Below are 22,264 nucleotides of genomic sequence, written 5' to 3' on the forward strand. Positions count from 1 at the left end.
GGAGCGAGGGCGGAGCGGGAGCCGTCAGGGCCGGGGAGGGTCGGCAGGGTAGAGGTAGCGGCGCACGAACTCGTCGAAGAGCGGGACCATGTCGACGGATTCGTCGAGGAGCCACTGCAGCTGGATCCCGTCCATGACGGCGCTGATCAGGCGTGCAGCGAGCGCGGGGTCGATGTCGTCGCGCACCTCACCGGCTTCCTGCCCACGGCGAAGGATCTCCACGGCTTCGTCGGCTCGGGCCCGGTAGCGGGCGGCGAACTCGGCGTGCGACGGATGCTCCGGATCGGTCGCCTCGGCCGAGACGATCGCGTACAACGACGTGAGGCCGCGCGAGGTCTGGTTGTGGGCGACGACTCTCTTCGCCTGCTCGAGGAGGGTGTGCTCCGCGGGATCGCCCGCGGCCGCTCGTACCTTCTCGTCGCGCTGGTGCAGCACCTCAGCGAACAGCTCCTCCTTGTCGGCGAAGTGATGCAGGAGGCCGGCAGGCGTCACGCCGACGCGCTTCGCGATCTCCCGCAGCGACCCGCCGTGGAATCCGGTCCGGGCGAACACGACCAGCGCTTCGTCGACGATCGCCTGCCGTCGCGCCTGCCCCGTGGCGTAGGAGCCACGGGGGCCACGACCCGCTGTCGACTGGCCGTCCGTTCCCACTGCCCACTCCCATCCCTCGTCGAGGGAAGCGGCAGTTCAGCCCTGGTGGCCGTTGCCACCCGCACCCCACGACGAGCTGAATTCCTGCTGCCGCATCGCGGGACGCAGAAGCTTCTCCATCTCGCGATCCACGAAGTAGTTCTTGAGCTTATCCTTCGTGAGTTCGTTGCCGATCGCCGCCATGATCATCGACTGGTCGAGTGACAGGTAGCGCTCGGCGATCGTGCCGCTCTTCACGGCGACCGCGTCGTAGAACCCACCGGGGCCATAGGCGCCGAGATCCTCCTCGATGCCTTCGAGGTTGCGCAGCACACCCTTGCGGTCATAGGGCAGCGCGAGGAAGGCCGCATGCGGCGTGATCACGCCGTCGCCGAACTCGGGAGCGGGGTTCGTGCCCACCGCACAGCCCGGACGGTCCACATCGACGTCGGTCTTCTCCATGTCGGACGTGTAGCCGTCAGACCGCATGCCCGCGATGTCGACGCCGTATTCTGCGTATCCGCCGAAGGGATCACTCGCGGGCGAGAAGCCCCAATACCCGTATCCGGCCTCGTCGAGCCCGTGCTGCTTCTGCACGGCGACCGTGATCGGATGATTGAGCTTCCACGACTTCGGACCCCACTTCGTCTCCGGGACGAGCAGGTCGGGCATCAGCGACTCGAACATGCTGCCGCCCCAGCTGGGGACGAACGACATACCGTCATAGCTGTACGCGCCTTCCCAGACCTCGACGCCGTCGTAGGTGCGGTACTCCCCCTCGGGCAGCTGCTCCTGCCAGGCCCAGTCGCAGCCGGGCGGCATCGTGCGATGCGTGCCGTACAACGCCGTCGCCGGGATCTGGCCGTTGGCGATGCCGAGATAGGTCGCGATGCGGCTCTCGCTCACGGTCGTGTCGTAGTGGTGGCAGGTGTAGTAGGCGGTCTCGCCCGATCCGTTGTACATCGGGGCCGCGACGCTGCAGTCCGGCGGCACCTCGTCCCAGAAACCGCCGCGGTTGGTGCCGGCGGGGAGGCCGGCGGCACCCGCGGGATCGAAGAACGAGGCGAAGTCCATGGAGTCGTAGAGGGCGTCCGCCTGCACCGCGAGGGCAGGATCCGCCTCGCGGACGATACGCAGGGCGGCGGCCAGCCACCCGTTGTCGACCGTGCTGAGGAACGGGTGCACCGGATCGCCGGAGTCGGGCCAGGTCGTCAGCTTCTCCCCCGTCGTGGGCGAGTACCAGTTGTAGAACATGCCGCTCGCGTCATTGCGCTCGAGCCCTTCGAGGGTGTCGAGCGTGGCGGACATGCGGCTGCGCGCCTCGTCGGCGCCGATGATGCCGAGGTCTCGCGCCGTGACGGTCGACCACAGGTATCCGCCGATGTTCGTCGGAGAAGTGTATGCGCTGGGGGTCTGCAGGTCGCCGGTGATGTTGTCGGCCGGAAGGCCCGTCTCCTCATCGGTCATCGCCGCGAGGGAGCCCCAGGTGTCCTGTGCCCAGCGCGTGAGCTCGGCGTCGCCCTGACGGCCGCCTCCCGCCGCCGCCGGTCCGGCCAGGGCCAGGCCTGAGACGACCAGTCCGACCGTGGCCAGTGTGCTCATCCATCGCTTCATCACGTCTCCTCATCGAGAACGGGCGCCGCTGACCGGAGCCACTCCACACGCGAAAACCTAACAGGTGTTCAGTGTTGGCTCAACCCCCGCTTCCGTCCGCTCCGTAGCCTGCGCAGGATGCCCGCGCGAGTCGATCCATCCGCTCCGGTCGCACTTCCTGTCGCCTTCGCCGCTCCCGGGCGGCAGCAACTGCGACCGGAACGCCGGGCGGAGCGGGCGGGGGCGGGGGCGGAGGGCGGGGACGGGCGGGGCGGGGTCAGCGGGGGGCGTGCGCCTCCAGGAACTCGTACACGTCGGTCGTGTCGACGCCGGGGAAGGCCCCGGTAGGAAGGGTCGCCAGCAGCGTGCGCGGGGTCTTCACGTTCGGCCAGGAGTTGTCTCGCCAGCGGTCCTCCAGGTCGGCCGGCGCCCGGCGGCAGCACACCTCGACCGAGTGCTTCGAGACGCCCCGATGCGAGGTGTCGCGCCCCACAAACCACTTCGTGTCGTCGAAGCGCACGCCCACGCTGACGGAGTGCAGCCCCTCGCTCGACGACTCCACCCGGGCGGTGCACCAGTACGTGCCGTTCCCGGTGTCGGTGTACTGGTAATACGGGTTGAAGCGGTCGTCCTCGTCGAACACCACACGCGAGGTCCACCGGCGGCAGCACATCTGCCCCTCGATGGCCCCGAGACGGTCGGTGGGGAAGTTCACGTCGTCGTTCTCGTACGCCTTGGTGATCGTGCCCGACTCATGCACCTTGAGGAAGTGCACGGGGATGTCGAGGTGCCGGGTCGCGAGGTTCGTGAACCGATGCGCGGCCGTCTCGTACGACACCGAGTAGGCGTCGCGCAGGTCTTCGATCGAGATCGCCCGACGCTGCTTGGCATCCTTCAGCGCTGGGACCACATGCGCCTCGGGGATGAGGAGCGCACCGGTGAGGTAGTTCGTCTCCACGCGCTGACGCAGGAACTCGGCGTAACTGCGCGGCTCGGAGTGCCCGAGGATGCGGCTCGACAGCGCCTGCAGCACCGCGGTGCGGGCATCGCCCTTCGCGGGCACGCTGCTCGACAGGTAGAGCCGGCCGTTCGCGAGGTCGGCGACGCTCCGGGTGGTCTGCGGCAGGTCGGGCGCGTAGTGCAGGGTGAAGCCCAGGTAGGCCGCGATCTCGGACGCCGTGCGCTGGGTCAGCGGACCACCCGGATGACCGACCGCGGAGAGGATCTCGGCGGCCTTCGCCTCGAGGTCGGCGAAGTGGTTGTCCTGCCGACGCATCAGGTGCCGCAACTCGACGTTCGCCCGCCGGGCCTCCTCCGGTGTCGCGGCCCGCTCATCCTTGAGCCGGTCGATCTCGCCGTGCAGGGCGAGCAGTGCTTTCAGAGCGTCGGTCGGCAGACTCTTCGCGATGCGGAACGGCTCGATGCCCAGCGCCTGGAACGTCTGCCCCTTCATCGCCCGCTCGAGTGCGATCTCGACCGCACTGCGCTCGTCGAGCGGCTCGCCCTCCAGCAGGGCATCGATCGTGACCCCGAGCGCCCGGGCGATCGCCTGCAGCTGCGTGAGCTTGGGTTCGCGCTTCCCGGTCTCGATCATCGACATCTGGCTCGGCGCTCGATCGACGGCAGAGGCGAGGTCGTCGAGGGTCATGCCCTTCGCCGTGCGGAGCTGGCGGATGCGGCGGCCGATCGTGAGAGCGTCGGCCTCTTCTGCAGCGTCGATGGTGCTCATGCGGCCGATTCTGTCACAGAAACAGAATTTCCATCGATCTTCTCCTCACATTCGGTCGATCAGCCCTCCGAACTTCACGCACAGTGGAACCACGCCACACCGGCACAGCCGCCGGATCCACCGAGGAGACACCATGACGAACACCGCCCACACCCCGACGCCCCGCCCCGCCGGTCTGCGAGCCGGCGACCAGGTTCAGACGGCCGCCGAGCTCCAGGAGATCTGGGACACCGACCCCCGCTGGGACGGCGTCGAGCGCACCTACTCGGCCGAAGACGTCATCCGCATCCGCGGTTCGGTCCGCGAAGAGGCCACGCTCGCCCATCGCGGTGCCGACAATCTGTGGAACCTCCTGCACACCGAGGACTACGTCCGTGCGCTCGGCGCCTACACCGGCGGCCAGGCCGTGCAGCAGGTGCGGGCGGGACTCAAGGCCATCTACCTCTCCGGATGGCAGGTCGCCGCCGACGGCAACCTCGCCGGTCAGACCTACCCCGACCAGTCGCTGTATCCCGCGAACTCGGTGCCGGCAGTCGTGCGCCGCATCAACAACGCGCTCATCCGCCAGGACCAGCTCGAGCACGCTGAGGGCGAGACCACGCAGGACTGGCTCGCGCCGATCGTCGCCGACGCCGAGGCGGGCTTCGGAGGGCCCCTGAACGCCTACGAGCTGGCGCAGTCGCTCATCCAATCCGGTGCCGCCGGCATCCACTGGGAGGACCAGCTCGCCAGCGAGAAGAAGTGCGGCCACCTCGGCGGCAAGGTGCTCGTGCCCACCCAGCAGCACATCCGCACCCTGAACGCGGCCCGCCTCGCGGCCGACGTCGCCGGAGTGCCGACCGTCATCATCGCCCGTACCGATGCCCTCGCCGCCGACCTGCTCACCAGCGACTTCGACGAGCGGGACCAGCAGTTCACCACCGGCGAGCGCACCACCGAGGGGTTCTACCGGATCCGGCCCGGACTGGAGTCGGTCATCAGCCGCGGCCTCGCCTTCGCCCCTTACGCCGACCTGCTGTGGGTCGAGACGGGAGAGCCCGACATCGAGCTCGCCCGCTCGTTCGCCGCAGCGATCCACGAGCAGTTCCCCGGCAAGCTCCTGGCGTACAACTGCTCGCCGAGCTTCAACTGGAAGAAGCACCTGTCGGACGCCGAGATCGCGACGTTCCAGCAGGAGCTGGCCGACCTGGGCTACAAGTTCCAGTTCATCACGCTGGCCGGCTTCCACGCCCTGAACTACTCGATGTTCGACCTCGCCCGCGGCTACGCCGATCGCGCCATGAGCGCGTACGTCGAGCTGCAGGAAGCCGAGTTCGCCGCAGAAGCAGACGGCTACACCGCCACCAAGCACCAGCGCGAGGCGGGCACCGGCTACTTCGACGTCATCTCCACCGCGCTCAACCCCGACAGCGCGACACTCGCCCTCGCCGGCTCCACCGAAGCCGCGCAGTTCCACTGATCCCCACGCCCCCCTCCACACGGCGCTGGCGCGCCGCGCGGAGCCTCCAGGCGCGTGGCCCCTCTTCGTCGCGGTGCTCGACGCATTCGTCGCAGTACCCGACACGACTCAAAGGACTCACGATCATGACCACTCCCACCGCTCCCCCGACCACGGCTCCGATCCAGACGACCCAGCAGGGTCCCGCGATCGAGGTCACCGGCCCCCTCCGCGACCGCTACGCGGAGATCCTGACCCCCGAAGCGGTCGCCTTCCTCACCGAGCTGCACCACCGCTTCGCCTCCCGTCGCCACGACCGCCTCGCCGACCGCATGCGCCGTCGCTTCGAGATCGGCAACGGTCATGACCCGAAGTTCCGCGACGACACCGCCCACATCCGTGAGGATCGCGACTGGCGGGTCGCCGGTGCCGGGCCCGGCCTCGAGGATCGCCGCGTCGAGATCACCGGACCGACCGACCCGAAGATGACGATCAACGCGCTGAACTCCGGCGCGCGGGTGTGGCTCGCCGACCAGGAGGATGCCACGAGCCCGACCTGGAAGAACGTCATCGAGGGGCAGCTGTCGCTCCGTGACGCCATCCGCGGCGAGCTGTCGTTCACATCGCCTGCCTCTGAATCCGGCCCCGGCAAGGAGTACCGCGTCACGGCGGAGCGCACGCCGACGATCGTGATGCGCCCTCGCGGGTGGCACCTGCCCGAGAAGCACATCGCCTTCATCGACCGCGCCGGTCGTCGCACCTCGGCATCCGGCTCCCTGGTCGACTTCGGCCTCTACTTCCTGCACAACGCGCAGGCGCTGATCGACGGCGGTCGCGGACCGTACTTCTACATCGCCAAGCTGGAGTCCAGCGAGGAGGCGAAGCTGTGGGACGACGTCTTCTCGTTCAGCGAGGAGTACATCGGCATCCCGCACGGCACGATCCGCGCGACCGTGCTGATCGAGACCCTGCCGGCGGCGTTCGAGATGGACGAGATCCTCTACGAGCTGCGTGACCACTGCGCGGGCCTGAACGCCGGCCGCTGGGACTACATCTTCTCGATCATCAAGAACTACCGCGGCCGCGGGGCGCGCTTCGTGCTTCCCGATCGCAGCGAGGTCACGATGACGGTGCCGTTCATGCGGGCGTACACCGATCTGCTCGTGCAGACCTGCCACAAGCGGGGCGCCTTCGCGATCGGCGGCATGAGCGCGTTCATCCCCAACCGCCGCGACCCCGAGGTGACGGCACGCGCGATCGAGAAGGTCACCGCCGACAAGAAGCGCGAGGCCGGCGACGGGTTCGACGGCACCTGGGTGGCCCACCCCGACCTGATCCCCACGGCTCAGGCCGAGTTCGACGCCGTGCTGGGCGACCGCCCCAACCAGGTCGACCGCCAGCGTGACGACGTGCACGTCGAGGCCCGCGACCTGCTCGACCTGCACATCGGCCGGCCCATCACAGCACAGGGCGTGCACGACAACGTGTCGGTCGCCATCCGCTACCTCGAGGCCTGGCTGCGCGGACTCGGGGCCGTGGCGATCGACAACCTGATGGAGGATGCCGCGACGGCCGAGATCAGCCGCTCGCAGGTGTGGCAGTGGATCCACCAGGACCGCACCACTCAGGACGGCACCCCGATCACGGCGGAGTACATCGAGGGTCTGATCGCCCAGGTGCTCGCGCAGGCGACGCGCAGCCACGGCGACCGGTACGACGACGCGGCGGAGATCTTCCGCGAGGTCGCCCTCCAGGAGGAGTTCCCCACCTTCCTCACACTGGGCGCCTACAGCCGGTTCCTGATCGACGAGGACTGAGCAGACGAGGGAGCCCCCGGGACTGCGGCATCCGCCGTGGTCCCGGGGGCTCCCTCTGTTCCCGCTCCCATACCCCTCCCCGGGCGTAGCCTGGACGCATGACCGACGTCTGGGCGGACATCGCCTCCGAGTTCCTGCACTTCTACCCGCGCGGCCGACGACTGCTCGCGGTGGCCGGGGCGGATGCCGGGCGCTCGCGACAGGCGGCAGACGACCTCGCGGCCGCGCTGACGGCGTCAGGGCAGCCGGTCATCCGCGACCACTCACCGGACGGTGCCGAGGCCGAGCTCCGCTCCGTGGTCACCGCGTTCCGCGAAGGCCCGAAGAGCGGCGACATCCTGCTCGTCTCCGGACCGGCGACTCTGCTCGGCGAGCGCACCAGGGGCATGTGGAACTACGCGGTGTGGCAGCTGGCCGGCGACGAGCCACCGCACACGGTCGCGGGTGCGATCGTCGACGTGACCGACCCCGCGCACCCGACGCGGCGGTTCGCCGACTACTGCGCACTGCCCGCGTCCTACGGCGCCTGACCCGCGGCAGCCCTCAGCGGAAGGAAGCGGCCACCGAGTTGCGGTGGTAGTCGAACACGATGCTCGTGCGTGTGGAGGCGACGCTGCTCTGCGCCGAGAGATGCTCGAGCACGAACTCGCGCATCTCCGACGAGTCGGCGACCGCGATGTGCAGCAGGAAGTCGTCGTCGCCACCGAGGAAGAAGAGCTGAATCACCGGCGGCAGCACGCGCACGCGGTCCGCGAACTCCACGATGCTCTCCCGGCGTCCGCTCGGACGCAGCGTGACGCCGATGATCGCCTGCAGGCCCGCGCCGAGCGCCCGCTCGTCCACGCTCGCGTGGAAGCCCGTGATCACGCCACGATCCACGAGCGCCCGCAGCCGGGTGTGCGCCGTCGAGGGCGCGACACCCAGACGCCCGGCGAGCTCGGCATTCGTCATGCGCCCGTCGGCCGTGAGCAGCTGCACGATCCTGGCGTCGATCGCATCCAGGGCGGGGGCCCGAACGGTGTTCGGCTCCGGGGCCTCTGAGGTGGTCTCCATACGAAGCATTATTCAGGATTTCCGCATCACACGAATCATCTTCACCAATTCTGTTGTTCTGTCGATGTTTCTGCGATCCTGGGTGCCGCACCGCATCGAACCTGGAGGATCAATGAAGATCGGCGTCCCCACCGAGGTCAAGAACAACGAGAACCGCGTCTCCCTCACTCCCGCCGGCGCCGACCGTCTGGTGCACGAGGGCCACCGGGTGCTCGTGCAGTCCGGGGCCGGGCTCGGCTCGCGCATCACCGACGACGACTACCGGGCCGCCGGCGCAGAGATCGTCGCCACCGCCGCCGACGCGTGGGGCGAGGCCGATATGGTCATCAAGGTCAAGGAGCCGATCGCCCAGGAGTACGGCTTCCTGCGCGACGACCTCACCCTCTTCACCTACCTGCATCTCGCTGCCGACCGCGCGCTGACGACGGCCCTCGTCGAGGCGGGGACCACCGCCGTCGCGTACGAGACCGTGCAGCTCTCCGACCGCAGCCTGCCGCTGCTCGTGCCGATGAGCGAGATCGCCGGACGCCTCTCGGTCACCATGGGCTCGTACTCGCTGCTGCGTTCCCAGGGCGGACGTGGAATGCTGCTCGGCGGCATCGCCGGCACGCCGCGCGCCAAAACCGTCGTGATCGGCGGCGGCGTCGCTGGAGAACACGCCGCGGCGAACGCCCTCGGACTCGGCTCGAAGGTCACCGTGATCGACGTCTCCCTACCGCGTCTGCGCGAGCTCGAGCACCGCTACGGCGGCGCCCTCGAGACCCGTGCGTCAAGCCGCTACGACATCGCCGAAGAGCTCAAGACCGCCGACCTCGTGATCGGATCCGTGCTCATCCCCGGTGCCGCGGCCCCCAAGCTCGTGACCGACGACATGGTCGCCGCGATGAAGCCGGGGTCCGTGCTCGTCGACATCGCGATCGACCAGGGCGGGTGCTTCGAGGGCTCGCGCCCGACCACCCACGACGACCCCACATTCGCGGTGCACGACTCGATCTACTACTGCGTGGCGAACATGCCGGGCGCGGTTCCCGAGACCGCGACCCGTGCACTGACGAACGCGACCCTCCCCTATGTCTCGGCGATCGCCGGCAAGGGCTGGGAGCGGGCGGCGGCCGACGACGCCGCGCTGGCCGCGGGTCTGAACGTGCAGGGCGGACGCATCACGCTTCCGGCCGTCGCACAGGCGCACGGACTCACGACCGACTGACCTTCCGAACCCGAAAGAACTCCGGATCTTGGCGGCATCCCACACCTCTCCTGCCGCGCCGACCCGAGTACGCTCGTAATCGTGACCGAACGCGCTCCCCTCTCCCGCAAGCTGTCCGCCATCGCCGAGTCCGCGACCCTCAAGGTCGATGCCAAGGCCAAGGCCCTCAAGGCCGAAGGCAAGGACGTCATCTCGTACGCTGCCGGCGAGCCCGACTTCGCGACGCCGCAGTTCATCGTGGATGCGGCGGCCGAGGCTCTGGCCGACCCGGCGAGCTACCGGTACACGCCCGCTCCCGGCCTCCCGGCGCTGCGCGAGGCGATCGCGGCGAAGACCCTCCGCGACTCCGGACTCGAGGTGTCTCCGAGCCAGGTCATCGTCACCAACGGCGGCAAGCAGTCGGTCTACCAGGCCTTCCAGGCCGTGGTGAACCCCGGCGACGAGGTGCTGCTGCCCGCCCCGTACTGGACCACGTACCCCGAGGCCATCCGCCTCGCCGACGGCACCCCCGTCGAGGTCTTCGCCGGGGCCGACCAGGAGTACAAGGTCACGGTCGCGCAGCTCGAAGCCGCACGCACCGCCCGCACCACCGCCCTCGTGTTCGTCTCCCCGTCGAACCCCACCGGCTCCGTCTACACCGCCGAGGAGACCAAGGCCATCGGCGAGTGGGCGCTCGAGCACGGCATCTGGATCATCAGCGACGAGATCTACCAGAACCTCACCTACGAGGGCGTCAAGGCCACCTCGATCGTCGACGCCGTGCCCGAGGTCGCCGGCCAGACGATCCTCGTCAACGGCGTCGCGAAGACCTACGCCATGACCGGCTGGCGCGTGGGCTGGATGGTCGGGCCGGCCGATGCCATCAAGATCGCCGGCAACCTGCAGTCGCACCTCACCAGCAACGTGAACAACGTCGCCCAGAAGGCCGCGATCGCCGCGCTCACCGGCCCGCAGGACGAGGCCGAGCAGATGCGCCAGGCCTTCGACCGTCGCCGCCAGCTGATCGTCTCGGAGCTGTCGAAGATCGACGGCCTCGTCGTGCCGAACCCGCTGGGCGCGTTCTACGTGTACCCCGACGTGCAGGGCCTGCTGGGCCGCACCTGGGGCGGCGTGACCCCGACCACCTCGCTCGAACTCGCCGATCTCATCCTCGACCAGGCCGAGGTCGCGGTCGTCCCCGGCGAGGCCTTCGGTCCCTCCGGCTACATCCGCATGTCATACGCACTGGGCGACGAGCAGCTGCTCGAGGGCGTGCAGCGCCTGCAGCGTCTGTTCGCCTGACCCGCGGAACCCGACGAAGGCCCCTCCCGTCTGCAGATGGGAGGGGCCTTCGCCACGACGTCTCCTGCCCTCAGGCGGGGGTCAGCGATACTGGAGGCATGACGAACGGCGAGCAGGAGTATGAGCGGATGCCACTGACTCTGCGGGTGGCATTCCCCATCCTGATCACGGTGACCGTGCTGGTCTTCTTCCTCTCCCTCGCGGTCGCTCCCTTCCTCTGGTACTGGGGAGGAGAGTCGCGTCAGTGGCTCAGTGCGCTCGCCTTCGTACCGGTGGTCGTCTACGCGACCATCACGGTGCTCGTGATCAGACGAAAGTCATGGGCCCGATACGCGACCCTGCTGTTCCCGCTCCCGCTCGCGCTCTATGTTCCGGCGGTAGCAGCCCCGATCTGGGAGTTCTGGGTCGCCATCGCGGCCCTCGCCGTCACCACGGCGGCGGTCGTGTTGATCCTCCTGCCGTCGTCTCGTTCCTACTTCGGCAGCGGGACACCTCAGTCCTCGGGACGGAAGCCGATCAGCCAGCGCACGCCGTAACGGTCGACGAGCGTGCCGTCGAAGTCACCCCAGGGTCGCTTCTGCAGTGCGTCGATCACGCGGCCTCCGACGGCGAGCTCGTCGTACCAGTCGGTCAGAGTGAGGGCGTCGGCCGTGCCGAGGAGCGAGAGGAACATGCCGCCCATCTGCACGGCATCGTCATCGGCTCCGGCATCCGCTCCGGCGATCTCGACCAGTCCGCTCAGCTGCCCGTGCGCGATCGCATCGCCGGGGCCGTCGTGCCTCCCCGCGGTGGCGTAGTCGAGCAGCTGGAGCTCACCGCCGAACACCGATCGATAATGACGCAGCGCCTCCGCGGCGTTGCCGGGGAACAGCAGGTACGGGATCAATCCGCTCATGCCGCGAGTGTAGCCGCGACAGCCGACGTGTCCTGCGGTTCGACGCCTTGCGGTTCGACGCCTTGGCGTTCGACGCCTTAGAGTTCGACGCCGACGAGAACCGGCTCCGGCTGCAGCACGAGACCGAACTCGGCGTGCACCCTGCTCTGGATGAACCGGGCGAGCTCGGCGACCTCACCCGCGGTCGCCCCGCCACGGTTGGTCAGCGCGAGCGCATGCTTCGTCGACACGGATGCGCGGGAGCGCGGGAGCTTGAACCCCTTGCGGATGCCCGCCTGCTCGATCAGCCACGCCGCGCTCACCTTCACGTCGGAGACCGCCGCGGGCTTCGACAGCGGCACCTGTCCGTCATAAGACGCCAACGGGATCACGGTCACGGCGTCCAGATCGGGGGCGACCGGCCAGCGCGGGCACTCCGGGGGCAACGAGCCGGCGACCGCCGCCGTCACGATCGCGTTCTGGAAGAAGGAGCCGACGCCGTGGGTGTCGGGGTCATCCGCGTCGAGCAGCATGCCCTTCGACGCGCGAGTCGAGAGAATGCGCTCGCGCACCCAGCCGAGCGGAACCGGTGTCTCATCGGTCAGACCCAGTGCCCGACGCAGCTGCTCACCGCGCACCACACGCTCGCCCGCGATCAGCAGGTCGACGGTCACGGAGAGGATCACGGCACGGCGCAGCGGCACACTGCCATGGTGATGCTTGAGCACCGAGGTGCGGAAACCCAGCCCGAGCTCGGCAGCGGGAACCGTCGAGATCTCGCCGGTCGACTCGTCGATCAGCTCGACCTCGACCAGCGTCTCCTGGATCTCCTGCCCGTACGCCCCGATGTTCTGCACGGGGGCGGCGCCGACCGTGCCGGGGATCCCGCTCATGGCCTCGAGGCCCGCATACCCGTGGGCGACGGCATAGGCGACGAGGTCGTCCCACCCGTGGCCGGCCTGCGCGCGCAGACGGATGCGGCCGGCGTGCGGGGACGGCAGCTCCTCGATGCCCTCGGTGCGCACGCGGATGACCGTGCCCTCGAACGGCTCGTCGCCCACGAAGAGGTTGGAGCCGCCACCGAGGACGAACCACTCGTCGCCGCGCGCCCACGTCTCACGCAGAGCATCGACGAGACCCGCCGTCGTCGTCGCCTCGAACATCCGCTCCGGTGCTGCTCCTGTGCGCAGCGTGGTCAGCTCCGCCAGACGGACCGGCTCGATCTCCCGCATCAGCTCGCCCTCATCAGACAGCGACGCGCAGCTGCGCCTTGACGAGCACGGTGGTGTCGCCGAACGTGACCTTGAGGTCGATGCGCGCGGACTCGTCGTCGACGGCGCCGACCGTGGCGACGACGGTGATATCAGCGCCCTCGTCGGGGTCGACCACGACCGGCTTGGTGAAGCGCACGCCGTAGTCGAGGATGCGCGTGGCCGGGTCGAGAGCCGCGACGACCACCGACGAGGCGATGCCCATCGTGAGCATGCCGTGCGCGAGCACGCCGGGAAGCCCGACGGACGCGGCGACATCATCGCGGTAGTGGATCGGGTTGAAGTCTCCGGACGCTCCCGCGTACCGCACCAGCGACTCGCGGGTCAGGTGTACGGTGCGCTCGGCGAGCACGTCTCCGACGGTGTAGCCCATCAGGCGGCCTCTCCTTCATCCGCGCTCGGCTCGGCACCGACCAGCAGCACGCTGGTGGCGGTGACGACGTGGGCACCCGCGGGGTCGGTGATCTCGGCCTCGCTGGTGATCATCGCGTTGCCGCCCATCATCCGGATGCCGGTGACGCGCAGTTGCGCGGTGAGCTCGTCGCCCGCGACGATGGGGCGCGTGTAGGTGAAGCGCTGCTCGGCGTGGACGGTGCGCGCGAGCACGATGCCGGAATCCTCCTGCCCCAGGAGCTGCTGGAGCGAGAGGTCCTGGATGACCATCGCGAAGGTCGGCGGCGCCACGACGTCGGAGAAGCCCGCCGCGCGGGCCGCCTTCAGGTCGGTGTGCTGCGGGGCGTCGGCGAAGACGGCACGAGCGAACTCGCGCACCTTCTCGCGGCCGACGAGGTACGGGGCCGTCGGCGGGAACTCCCGGCCGACCAGATCTTGGTTCACTGCCACCCTTCGATCCTACCGAGGGGTGGCGGCGACCCAGGCCGCGGGTCGGCTCCCGGGAGTTCAGGCCGCACGCGCGGACATCGCCGATCCGAGCAGCACCATCCTCATGCTGCGCTCCGCGGCGTCGCGCAGCAGTGCCTCGCCGTGTTCCACCGCCTGTTCGAGGGGCATCGGCACGGTGATGATCGAGGCGATCGCGTCGATGCCGATGTCATGCACGGTCGGCGCGCCGACACCCAGCGATCCGGTGATGCCGAGCACCGGGACGCCGGCGACTCGGGCGCGCATCGCGATCTCGGCCGGCACCTTGCCCCGAGGCGTCTGGAAGTCGATCGCCCCTTCGGCGGTGATGACGAGATCGGCCACCGCCATCAGCTCATCGAGGGGCTCGGGCAGCAGCCCGCTGTCGAGGAGCACCTCGAAACGCGGGGCGAGACGCGCACCGAGCACGGCGGCGAGACCCGCCCCGAGCCCGCCAGAGGCGCCGGTGCCGCCGCCGGTGCGCACATCCATCGCCGCTCCGAACGGGCTCTGCTCCTCAAGCAGACCGGCCCAGACGTCGAGGGCGTCCGCGAGCTCCTCGACCTGCTCGGACGTCGCTCCCTTCTGCGGACCGAACACCCTGGCCACGCCGCGCGGTCCGCACAGGACGTTGTGGATGTTGCAGGCGAGCACGATCTCGACCTCGCCGATGCGGGGATGAAGACCCGCGAGATCGAGGCGCACCGCATCGCGGAGATGCCGCCCGCCCGCGGTGATCGGCACACCGTCGCGGTCGAGGATGCGCACGCCGAGCGCTTCGAGCGCTCCGGCACCGCCGTCGCTCGTGCCGGAGTCGCCGCAGCCGACCACGATCCGCTCCGCACCGGCGTCCAGCGCAGAGGCGATCAGCTCGCCCACGCCACGCGTCGTCGTCTCCCCCGGGTCGCGGCGATCGCGCGGCACGAGCCGCAGACCCGCTGCCGAGGCCATCTCGACCATGGCGGTCCCGATGGCGTGCCCACCGAGCCGCGCCCAATGCGCGTCCACCGGGTCGCCGACGGGGCCCGTCACCCGTGCCGGGATGAGCTCGCCTCCGGTCGCCGCGGCGAGCGCGGCGGCCGTGCCCTCTCCGCCGTCCGGCACCGGGTACTCGTCCACCTGCACGCCGGGGATGACCCGACGAACGCCGGCGGCGATCGCCTGGGCCACGGCCTCGGCGCTCAGGCTCTCCTTGAAGCCACTGGGTGCGACCAGGATGCGCTGCGGGGTGTGGATCGACATGATTCCTCCTTCTGCGCCCGAGACGGGCGACGAGCGCCCGGTGTGCGGGCACGACGAGCACCGGTGCACCGGCGGTGCACGCGGAGTGAAGCGGGTGTGGGATGGGCCGGGGCCGCGGATCAGAGCAGCAGCGGCAGCCCCATCAGAGGCCACACCCACAGGGCGAAGACGGCCACGAGCACGAACATCGCCGGTGCCAGCAGCACCGAGAGCCGGCGCAGGTCCAGCGGGGTGAAGCCCCCGCTCACGATGTCGGGGTCGGCGAACATGGCGACCGGCTTCGCCGAACTGGGGAGCGTGTGGCAGAACCCGGCCGCGGCGGTCGAGGCGAACGCCGCCGCCATCGGGGAGACGCCGAGTGCGGGAGCGAGCGCGATCACGACCGGGACGATCGCGGCGGAGCGGGCCGACCGCGACGGGATCAGCAGGTGCGCGGCGGTCGAGATCGCGATGACCACGAGCACGAACGCGACGGCTCCCGCGGCGCCGAGCCCCCGGAGCGGGGCGAGCGCCGACGAACTCAACCAGGCGGCGGCGCCCGTGCTGGTGAGCGCGGATGCCAGCGCGAGAGTCGCGGCGAGGAACAGCAGCAGCGACCACGGCACGCGCTTGATCGCAGCGGGGAAGGTCAGGCAGCCGATCCCGGGCGTCACGGCGGCGACGGCTCCGATGAGGGCGACCAATGCCGGCGACAGATGGTGCAGCGGTTCCGTGGCCCAGAGGAGGATCACGCCGCCCAGCAGCACGCCAGCGCGTCGCTCCATGGTGCTGAGAGGTCCGGTCACGGCGGTCGATGCGGAGCGACCGATATCCGTCGCGCTCATCCGCAGCGGCGTGCTGCGGTCGTCGCGGCAGGTGAAGCGCCAGAGGATGAGCTCGCAGGCCAGGTGCGACGAGACCGTGGCGAGAGGCAGCCCGAGCCAGAGCCAGCTCAGGAACGTGAAGCCCTGCTCGCCCGCGGCCCGCAGCAGCTGATCCGTCACGATGTGCGCCCCCGCGCCGAGCAGCGAGCCGACGGCCGAGAGCAGGACCACGGTCGGCATCAGCAGGGCGAGGGCGCGGATCACCCGCTCGCGTCCGGGAAGCGCGGCCGCGACCGCCGTGTGCACCGGGACGGCGAGCGCGGCGCGCCCGGAGGTGGCGGGCACGGCGAAGGCGGTGAGCGTGAGGGCTACGGTCGTCAGGTGGAACAGGCTCCGCGGCCCGCGTGCGAACCGCAGCAGATGCGAGGCACCGCGCAGAGCGAGGCCGGAGGACGACACTGCGGAGGCGATCACGAACGCGCCGATGAGCAGCCAGATGGTCTCGTCGCCGAGGGAGGCGAAGAAGTCGCTCGCCGGCAGCACGCCGGTGACGATCAGGGCGATCGCGGCGAGGAAGGCGACGAGCGTGTCATCGAGGCCGGTGGATGTCCACGCCCACACCGCGAGCAGGAACACGGTGAGAGTCACGGCGATCGGCATGGTCACCCGGCCGGGGCCGGCGCCCTGAGACAGCGACGACAGCGCCATGGCGAGCCCCGCGATCAGCACGAGTCCGAGGGCGAGGAGGCTGAGGATGCGCCCACGCCCGAGCCGGCGCACCGCGAAGCCACCTCCGGCCGGGTTGCGACCGGGGAACGGAGTCGGGCGCTGCGGCGGCATCGTCGAGAATCGCGTGCGCTCGACCGCCGACGGCTCGGCCAGCCGGCGCGCGTTCTCGGCATGAGTATGGGTGGGATCACTCATCGGAATCGGTATCCCGCCCCGCGCACCGTCTCGATGCGATCGACACCGATCTTGCCGCGCAGTGCCCGAACGTACACGTCGACCACGTTGGAGGCCGGATCGAAGTCCATCCCCCACACGTGCCCGATCAGCTGGTCGCGCGACAGCACCTGGCCGGCGTTCTGCAGGAACACCTCGAGCAGGGCGAACTCCCGCGAGGTGAGCTCGCGCATGTCGCCGTCGACCGTGACCGTGCGGGCGCGCACATCCACCCGCACATCGCCGTGGGTGAGCACGGGCCCGGCCGCGCGTCCCTCGCCGTCGCCGATCCGCAGCCGCACCCTGGCGATGAGCTCGGCGAACTGGAACGGCTTGGTGACGTAGTCGTTCGCCCCGCTCTCCAAGCCCCGCACCGTGTCGATGACCGAGTCACGGGCGGTGAGGATGATGACCGGTGTCGCGACGCCCTCGCCACGCAGGTTGGCGAGCACGTCGAAACCGTCCATGCCGCCGAGCCCGATGTCGAGCAGCACCAGATCGAACATGCCGCTGCGGGCCATCAGCAGCGCGGTGTGGCCGTCGGCCGCCTCGGCGGTCTCGTAGCCGGCCGCGCGCAGGCCCCGGCGGACGAACGAGGTGATGTGCGGGTCGTCTTCCGCGATGAGGATGCTGCGCATCTCACTCGCTCCTCTCTGCCGCGGTGTCGAACCGCGTGGTGGTGGGTGCCGGAAGGTCGATGCCGAACGTGGCACCTTCTCCGAACACGCTGTCGACCCAGGCTGAACCGCCGTGTCCATCGGTGATCGCCCGCACGATCGCGAGCCCGAGCCCCGACCCTCGTCGCGCACCAGAGCTGTCGCCGCGGGCGAAGCGCTCGAAGATGCGCTCGGCGTCGGCCACGGCGACCCCGGGACCGGAGTCGCGCACCCACAGCCGCAGCCGCCGCTCGCTCCCCTCGCCGTCGAAGCGCGAGCCGATGAGGATGCGGTCACCTGTCTCGGTCACCTGCACCGCGTTCGCCGCGAGCTGCAGCACGGCCTGGGTCACCCGCTGGGGATCGAGCGCCGCCGTCCCCTCGGCCACCTCCATGAGCTGCCAGCGACGATCTCCGAGGTTCTGCGCCTTGGCCTCGATGTCGAGGGTGAGGGCGGCGGTGTCGCAGTTCGCGACCCGCACGAAGTCGGGCTGCTCGGCCCTCGCGAGCACGAGCAGGTCGGTGACGATGCGGCTCATCCGGTCGAGCTCGTCGCTGACGAGACGCAGGGTCGCCGCACGCTCCTCCGGGTCTTCGCTCAGCAGTTCCAACTGACCGCGGACGATGGTGATCGGCGTGCGCAGCTCGTGCCCCGCATCGTCGACGAAGCGCTGCTGCGTCGCGTGCACGGCCTCGAGGCGGTCGAGCATCTGGTTGAAGGTCGTGGCCACGGCCGCGATGTCGTCGGTGCCCTCGACCGGCACGCGCGCCGAGAGGTCGTGCTCTCCGATGTCGCGGGCGACCCGGTACACCTCTCGCACGGGAGCCAGGATCTGCCCGGCGACGAGCCAGGCGACGCCGGAGCTGAGCAGGATCCCGATCAGCGCCACCCACGCGATCGTGGCGAATCCCGCGTCGACCTGCGAGCGCGCCTCCTGCGTGTACTGCACGATCAGCACCGCACCGCCGCGATCACCGGTGGTGAATTCCAACCGCCCCCAGCGCAGGGGGCCCACGTCGGGCGCATCCATCGCGCCGGACGCCGACGTCTCATCGAGCAGCCGGTTCACGAGCGCCTCGCCGCCCGGCACCGCGGCGAGCGCGGAGGCATCCGTCGCTTGCACCCGGCCGTTCGCGACCGCGATCACCGCCCCCTCGACGGTGGCGATCACGACCTCGTTCTCGTGCACGGACTGGCGGGCGACGTACTCGCTGACCAGTTCCTCGGCCGTCGTGTGACCGCTGGCCGCGGCATCCTCCGCGAATCGGGAGAACTCGGAGGCCTCCTGCTCGATCTCGGCGTTGGCCGACTGCTCCACACCGGCGAGGAAGATGCTGCGGCCGACCATGCCGACGGCGAGGAGCGTGATGGCGGTGCTGAGGATGATCCACAGCGTGATACGCCAGCGGGCGGGCAGAGTGCGTCGGCGCAAGGTGCGCAGCGGCGCATCGGTGGCCGCGAGGCCCTGCGCCGCCGCACGCGTCGGCGCAGGCGGCGTGGCGCTCTCGTCGAGATCCAGGGGCAGGGTAGGGGCGTCAGTCATCATCGCCGCCACCGTCATCGTCGTCGTCGCCGGCGGGTGGGGCGGGCGCAGGCGCAGGTACCGGTGCCGGGGCAGGGGCCGGCGCAGGTCCCGGCGCAGGCGCAGGTGCCGGCGCAGGCACGGGCGCAGGCACCTCGCTCGGCACCGGCGGCGCGAGCTGCACCGACACGGGTTCGGTAGGGATCCGCGGCGAGGGCGGCATCTGCGCCAGCACGACGCTTCCGACCGCGAAGGCGACCGGGATCGCGATCAGGGCGCCGGTGACGAGAAGGCGACGTGGAGTGGGCATGACCCCATGATGCCCGTCGATCATGATGGGCAGATGAGCCGTGGATGAAGATCCCTTCATCCGGACACGCTCAGGCCCGCTTGCGCCCTCTGACCGCCTTGATCGCCATCTGCACCGCGATCACGACCAGATATGCCGCGAACAGCATGTTGCCGAGAGTCGGATCGACGATCGTCGCCAACCATGCCCCGAGCGCCGTCGTCGTGCAGGCGGAGACGCCGATGAGCAGCGCGGCGAGCAGATCGACGTTGCGGTTGCGGAGGTTTCCCACGGTGCCCGAGATCGCCGTCGGGATCATCATGAGCAGCGACGTGCCCTTGGCGACCAGGTCGCTGGTGCCGAACGCCAGCATCAGCACGGGCACGACGATCACGCCGCCGCCGACGCCGATGAGCCCGGCGAGGATGCCGGTGCCGATGCCCACGCCGACGAGGGCGATACCTGTCAGCCAGGACAGTTCGAACGCGGCATCGCGCGAGGGGATGACCAGGAAGAGGCTGACGATCACGACCAGCAGGAAGCCGACGAAGCCCCAGCGCAGGGCGGTCTGCGAGATGCGCGGCAGCAGCCGTGTGCCGATCTGCGCACCCACCACGGCGCCGGCGGCGAGGATGATCGCGGGGATCCAGGCGACAGACCCGGTCGTGGCGTAGGAGATGACGCCGACGCTCGCCGTCGGCACGATCGCCGCGAGGGATGTCCCTGCCGCGAGGCGCTGATCGAAGTGCAGCAGGAGCACGAGAAGCGGAACGATGACCGTGCCACCGCCCACGCCGAAGAGTCCGGAGAGGAGGCCGGCGAGAAGGCCGATGCCGATGAACGCCGCATAGGCGCGAGGCCCTCGTGCGGGGGCCTGTACGTCACTCACCGGATCAGCCTACTCGCGGCCTCCTCCCCTCTCGAACCCGCGTCGCGGATCAGACCTCGGCGTCCGCCTTGATCGGCACCGCGATCGACGCGGTCAGCGCCTGCTCGTACCGGCGCTGGCGACGCCGCAACCAGAGTCCGCCGACGATCAGCAGGGCGAGCACCCCGTAGGCGATCGCCGCGAACGGCTGCATGACGAGCGTGCTCAGATCCCCCTGGCTCAGCTGCAGCGCCTTGCGCAGCTGCTCCTCGGCCATCGGCCCCAGGATCATGCCGACCACGAGCGGCGCGACCGGATAGCCGTACCGGCGCATGAAGTAGCCGAGGATGCCGACGATCAGCAGGATCACGATGTCCGACGGCGAACTGTGCAGCGCGTAGGCCCCGAACACTGCGAACAGAAGGATGCCCGCGTACAGATACGGCCGCGGGATCTGCAGCAGCTTCACCCACATGCCCACGAGCGGCAGGTTGAGCACGATCAGGATCACGTTGCCGATGTAGAGGCTCGCGATGAGCGCCCACACCAGGTTCGACTGGCTCTCGAACAGCAGCGGTCCCGGTTGGATGCCGTACGACTGGAACGCCGTGAGGATGATCGCCGCAGTCGCCGTCGTCGGCAGGCCCAGCGTGAGCAGGGGCACCAGCACTCCGGCGGCCGCGGCGTTGTTCGCCGACTCCGGACCGGCGACGCCCTCGATCGCACCGCGGCCGAACTCGTCGCGGTGCTTCGACAGCTTGCGCTCGGTCGCATACGACAGGAACGTGGCGACGTCCGCGCCGCCGGCGGGGATCGTGCCGATCGGGAAGCCGATCGCCGTGCCGCGCAGCCACGGCTTCCAGGACCTCCGCCAATCGGACCTCGTCATCCATGAACGCCATCCTCGGGTGACCGGGATCACATCGACCCCGCCGTGCCGCAACCGGGCGGCGATGTAGAACGTCTCCCCGACCGCGAACAGGCCGACGGCGACCAGCACGATGTCGACGCCGTCCGACAGTGCGGGAAGCCCCAGCGTGTAGCGCTGCTGACCGGAGAGCCAGTCGGTGCCGACCAGCCCGAGGAACAGGCCGACGCCGAGCGAGAGCATGCCGCGCGAGATCGAGCTGCCGATCAGCGCGCCGACCGTGATGAACGCGATGACGATGAGGGCCACGTAGTCGGCGGGCCCGAGGTTCACGGCGAACTGCGCGAGCAGCGGTGCGAGCAGCGTGAGGCCCAGCGTCGCCAGGGTGCCGGCGATGAAGGACCCGATGGCGGCGGTGGCGAGCGCGGCAGCGCCCCGCCCCATCCTGGCCATCTTGTTGCCCTCGATCGCTGTGACTATCGAGGCCGACTCCCCCGGTGTGTTCAGGAGGATGCTCGTCGTCGAGCCGCCGTACATGCCGCCGTAGTAGATGCCCGCGAACGTGATCAACGCCGCTGCGGGGTCGAGCGTGTAGGTGAGGGGAAGCAGCAGCGCCACCGTCATCGCGGGGCCGATGCCCGGGAGCACCCCGACCGCGGTGCCGACGAAGACGCCGAGGAAGGCGAAGGCGAGGTACTGCGGCTGCAGCGCGGTCGCGAAGCCCTCCAGGAGCAGGGTCCAACTGTCCATCAGAACATCCTTCCGAGCCAGCCGAGAGCAGGGCCCCAGGGCAGCGACAGGCCGAGCAGACCGCCGAAGACGACCTGGATCACGAGCGCGACCACGATGCCGATCAGGAACGCCATCCACCACCGCTTGGCGGCGAGCGACCACGCGACCCCGCCGAACAGCAGAGCGGCCGCCGGCGCCCACCCCAGCGGCTCGATCAGGAGCAGGTGCGCGACGACGAGACCGGCCAGCTTGGCGAGGGTGACCCAGTCGGTCGGCAGGCTCTCATCGATGTCCTCCGCCTCCTCCGCACCGCCGCGCTCCCCGCGCAGCACGCCGATGAGAACGGCGACGGCCGAGGCGAGCAGGATGACCGAGACGAAGATCGGGAAGACCGTCGGACCGGCCTTCATCCCGACGGGGACGTGGATCAGGAAGATGCCGACGACGGCGAAGACGCCGAGCGCGACCATGATTCCGGCGAACACGAGCTCGCCGAGGGGGACGGAGGGAGAGCGGCGTGCGGGTCGACCATCGTGGTCGACCCGCACCCCCTGCTCCTCGGTCCCCGATGAGGCGGGGACCATCATG

22 protein-coding genes are annotated in these 22,264 nt (G+C 69.9%); 6 read left to right on the forward strand and 16 right to left on the reverse strand.

Translation table 11 applies throughout. From position 1 onward, the window contains the following. Nucleotides 1-24: 24 nt before the first annotated feature. From ABDC25_RS14730 to ABDC25_RS14740, 3 genes are all read right to left on the reverse strand, one after another. Nucleotides 25-651 carry a TetR/AcrR family transcriptional regulator gene (locus tag ABDC25_RS14730; protein ID WP_347123391.1) on the reverse strand — a complete coding sequence of 209 codons (627 nt, stop codon included), beginning with the start codon at nt 649-651 and terminating at the stop codon, nt 25-27. 36 nt (nt 652-687) lie between these two features. Then, a complete protein-coding gene (locus tag ABDC25_RS14735) occupies nt 688-2,244 on the reverse strand; it encodes a glucoamylase family protein (RefSeq protein WP_347126014.1) in 1,557 nt (518 codons plus the stop codon). 256 nt (nt 2,245-2,500) lie between these two features. After that, on the reverse strand, nt 2,501-3,952 hold the full coding sequence (locus ABDC25_RS14740) for a helix-turn-helix domain-containing protein (protein WP_021201088.1): 1,452 nt from the start codon (nt 3,950-3,952) through the stop codon (nt 2,501-2,503). Nucleotides 3,953-4,085: 133 nt separating this feature from the next. On the opposite strand from ABDC25_RS14740, the gene aceA reads away from it, so the two are divergent. The 3 genes from aceA (at nt 4,086) to ABDC25_RS14755 (ending at nt 7,737) form a co-directional block, all read left to right on the forward strand. After that, a complete protein-coding gene (gene aceA / locus ABDC25_RS14745) occupies nt 4,086-5,411 on the forward strand; it encodes an isocitrate lyase (protein ID WP_347123393.1) in 1,326 nt (441 codons plus the stop codon). 125 nt (nt 5,412-5,536) lie between these two features. Then, nucleotides 5,537-7,207 carry a malate synthase A gene (gene aceB, locus ABDC25_RS14750; protein WP_347123395.1) on the forward strand — a complete coding sequence of 557 codons (1,671 nt, stop codon included), beginning with the start codon at nt 5,537-5,539 and terminating at the stop codon, nt 7,205-7,207. 98 nt (nt 7,208-7,305) lie between these two features. Then, nucleotides 7,306-7,737: a hypothetical protein gene (locus ABDC25_RS14755; protein ID WP_021201091.1), complete on the forward strand. Its 432-nt coding sequence runs from the start codon at nt 7,306-7,308 to the stop codon at nt 7,735-7,737. A 13-nt stretch (nt 7,738-7,750) separates the two neighbouring features. Here the strand turns inward: ABDC25_RS14755 and ABDC25_RS14760 are convergent, their stop codons facing one another. Beyond that, nucleotides 7,751-8,269, reverse strand: a complete 519-nt coding sequence (locus tag ABDC25_RS14760) for an Lrp/AsnC family transcriptional regulator (RefSeq protein ID WP_029258929.1) — start codon at nt 8,267-8,269, stop codon at nt 7,751-7,753. 103 nt (nt 8,270-8,372) lie between these two features. Between ABDC25_RS14760 and ald the strand changes: the two genes are divergently transcribed. From ald to ABDC25_RS14775, 3 genes are all read left to right on the forward strand, one after another. After that, complete coding sequence (gene ald / locus ABDC25_RS14765; protein WP_021201093.1) at nt 8,373-9,467, forward strand: alanine dehydrogenase; 1,095 nt, start codon at nt 8,373-8,375, stop codon at nt 9,465-9,467. An 81-nt stretch (nt 9,468-9,548) separates the two neighbouring features. Continuing rightward, nucleotides 9,549-10,748: a pyridoxal phosphate-dependent aminotransferase gene (locus ABDC25_RS14770; RefSeq protein ID WP_021201094.1), complete on the forward strand. Its 1,200-nt coding sequence runs from the start codon at nt 9,549-9,551 to the stop codon at nt 10,746-10,748. A 98-nt stretch (nt 10,749-10,846) separates the two neighbouring features. Continuing rightward, nucleotides 10,847-11,284 (forward strand): hypothetical protein, encoded by a 438-nt coding sequence (locus tag ABDC25_RS14775; RefSeq protein WP_347123398.1) that lies wholly within the window; start codon nt 10,847-10,849, stop codon nt 11,282-11,284. On the opposite strand, the gene ABDC25_RS14780 is transcribed toward ABDC25_RS14775, so the two are convergent. The 12 genes from ABDC25_RS14780 to ABDC25_RS14835 form a co-directional block, all read right to left on the reverse strand. Beyond that, nucleotides 11,242-11,643, reverse strand: a complete 402-nt coding sequence (locus ABDC25_RS14780; protein ID WP_347123400.1) for a VOC family protein — start codon at nt 11,641-11,643, stop codon at nt 11,242-11,244. The genes ABDC25_RS14775 and ABDC25_RS14780 overlap by 43 nt on opposite strands. Before the next feature lie 77 nt (nt 11,644-11,720). Then, on the reverse strand, nt 11,721-12,854 hold the full coding sequence (locus tag ABDC25_RS14785; protein ID WP_021201097.1) for a UDP-N-acetylmuramate dehydrogenase: 1,134 nt from the start codon (nt 12,852-12,854) through the stop codon (nt 11,721-11,723). A 13-nt stretch (nt 12,855-12,867) separates the two neighbouring features. Beyond that, nucleotides 12,868-13,266 (reverse strand): MaoC/PaaZ C-terminal domain-containing protein, encoded by a 399-nt coding sequence (locus ABDC25_RS14790; protein ID WP_167255610.1) that lies wholly within the window; start codon nt 13,264-13,266, stop codon nt 12,868-12,870. Further along, nucleotides 13,266-13,736: a MaoC family dehydratase N-terminal domain-containing protein gene (locus tag ABDC25_RS14795; RefSeq protein WP_021201099.1), complete on the reverse strand. Its 471-nt coding sequence runs from the start codon at nt 13,734-13,736 to the stop codon at nt 13,266-13,268. Before ABDC25_RS14795 ends, ABDC25_RS14790 begins: the two co-directional genes overlap by 1 nt. Before the next feature lie 57 nt (nt 13,737-13,793). Beyond that, nucleotides 13,794-14,996 carry a glycerate kinase gene (locus ABDC25_RS14800; RefSeq protein ID WP_347123403.1) on the reverse strand — a complete coding sequence of 401 codons (1,203 nt, stop codon included), beginning with the start codon at nt 14,994-14,996 and terminating at the stop codon, nt 13,794-13,796. A gap of 119 nt (nt 14,997-15,115) precedes the next feature. Beyond that, a complete protein-coding gene (locus ABDC25_RS14805; protein WP_021201101.1) occupies nt 15,116-16,723 on the reverse strand; it encodes an SLC13 family permease in 1,608 nt (535 codons plus the stop codon). Further along, on the reverse strand, nt 16,720-17,379 hold the full coding sequence (locus ABDC25_RS14810) for a response regulator transcription factor (RefSeq protein WP_029258937.1): 660 nt from the start codon (nt 17,377-17,379) through the stop codon (nt 16,720-16,722). Before ABDC25_RS14810 ends, ABDC25_RS14805 begins: the two co-directional genes overlap by 4 nt. A gap of 1 nt (nt 17,380) precedes the next feature. After that, nucleotides 17,381-18,943 (reverse strand): ATP-binding protein, encoded by a 1,563-nt coding sequence (locus ABDC25_RS14815; protein WP_347123406.1) that lies wholly within the window; start codon nt 18,941-18,943, stop codon nt 17,381-17,383. Continuing rightward, entirely contained in the window at nt 18,933-19,229 is a 297-nt protein-coding gene (locus ABDC25_RS14820; RefSeq protein WP_136025474.1) for a hypothetical protein, read from the reverse strand. The genes ABDC25_RS14815 and ABDC25_RS14820 overlap by 11 nt, the downstream gene beginning before the upstream one ends. Before the next feature lie 70 nt (nt 19,230-19,299). Then, nucleotides 19,300-20,097: a sulfite exporter TauE/SafE family protein gene (locus tag ABDC25_RS14825; RefSeq protein ID WP_017829181.1), complete on the reverse strand. Its 798-nt coding sequence runs from the start codon at nt 20,095-20,097 to the stop codon at nt 19,300-19,302. 49 nt (nt 20,098-20,146) lie between these two features. Then, entirely contained in the window at nt 20,147-21,694 is a 1,548-nt protein-coding gene (locus ABDC25_RS14830) for a tripartite tricarboxylate transporter permease (protein WP_167255606.1), read from the reverse strand. Further along, the gene (locus ABDC25_RS14835; RefSeq protein ID WP_347123408.1) at nt 21,694-22,263 is read right to left on the reverse strand and encodes a tripartite tricarboxylate transporter TctB family protein; all 570 of its coding nucleotides are present in this window, start codon (nt 22,261-22,263) and stop codon (nt 21,694-21,696) included. The genes ABDC25_RS14830 and ABDC25_RS14835 overlap by 1 nt, the downstream gene beginning before the upstream one ends. Nucleotide 22,264 lies beyond the last annotated feature (1 nt).

Source organism: Microbacterium sp. SY138 (genome assembly GCF_039729145.1).
Classification (GTDB): domain Bacteria; phylum Actinomycetota; class Actinomycetes; order Actinomycetales; family Microbacteriaceae; genus Microbacterium; species Microbacterium maritypicum_A.

Coding starts and splice junctions, on each gene's coding strand:
- ABDC25_RS14735 (WP_347126014.1), bottom strand. CDS start 2,244: ATGAAGCGATGGATGAGCACACTGGCCACGGTCGGACTGGTCGTCTCA.
- ABDC25_RS14740 (WP_021201088.1), bottom strand. CDS start 3,952: ATGAGCACCATCGACGCTGCAGAAGAGGCCGACGCTCTCACGATCGGC.
- aceA (WP_347123393.1), top strand. CDS start 4,086: ATGACGAACACCGCCCACACCCCGACGCCCCGCCCCGCCGGTCTGCGA.
- aceB (WP_347123395.1), top strand. CDS start 5,537: ATGACCACTCCCACCGCTCCCCCGACCACGGCTCCGATCCAGACGACC.
- ABDC25_RS14755 (WP_021201091.1), top strand. CDS start 7,306: ATGACCGACGTCTGGGCGGACATCGCCTCCGAGTTCCTGCACTTCTAC.
- ABDC25_RS14760 (WP_029258929.1), bottom strand. CDS start 8,269: ATGCTTCGTATGGAGACCACCTCAGAGGCCCCGGAGCCGAACACCGTT.
- ald (WP_021201093.1), top strand. CDS start 8,373: ATGAAGATCGGCGTCCCCACCGAGGTCAAGAACAACGAGAACCGCGTC.
- ABDC25_RS14775 (WP_347123398.1), top strand. CDS start 10,847: ATGACGAACGGCGAGCAGGAGTATGAGCGGATGCCACTGACTCTGCGG.
- ABDC25_RS14780 (WP_347123400.1), bottom strand. CDS start 11,643: ATGAGCGGATTGATCCCGTACCTGCTGTTCCCCGGCAACGCCGCGGAG.
- ABDC25_RS14785 (WP_021201097.1), bottom strand. CDS start 12,854: ATGCGGGAGATCGAGCCGGTCCGTCTGGCGGAGCTGACCACGCTGCGC.
- ABDC25_RS14790 (WP_167255610.1), bottom strand. CDS start 13,266: ATGGGCTACACCGTCGGAGACGTGCTCGCCGAGCGCACCGTACACCTG.
- ABDC25_RS14800 (WP_347123403.1), bottom strand. CDS start 14,996: ATGTCGATCCACACCCCGCAGCGCATCCTGGTCGCACCCAGTGGCTTC.
- ABDC25_RS14805 (WP_021201101.1), bottom strand. CDS start 16,723: ATGAGTGATCCCACCCATACTCATGCCGAGAACGCGCGCCGGCTGGCC.
- ABDC25_RS14810 (WP_029258937.1), bottom strand. CDS start 17,379: ATGCGCAGCATCCTCATCGCGGAAGACGACCCGCACATCACCTCGTTC.
- ABDC25_RS14815 (WP_347123406.1), bottom strand. CDS start 18,943: ATGATGACTGACGCCCCTACCCTGCCCCTGGATCTCGACGAGAGCGCC.
- ABDC25_RS14820 (WP_136025474.1), bottom strand. CDS start 19,229: ATGCCCACTCCACGTCGCCTTCTCGTCACCGGCGCCCTGATCGCGATC.
- ABDC25_RS14830 (WP_167255606.1), bottom strand. CDS start 21,694: ATGGACAGTTGGACCCTGCTCCTGGAGGGCTTCGCGACCGCGCTGCAG.
- ABDC25_RS14835 (WP_347123408.1), bottom strand. CDS start 22,263: ATGATGGTCCCCGCCTCATCGGGGACCGAGGAGCAGGGGGTGCGGGTC.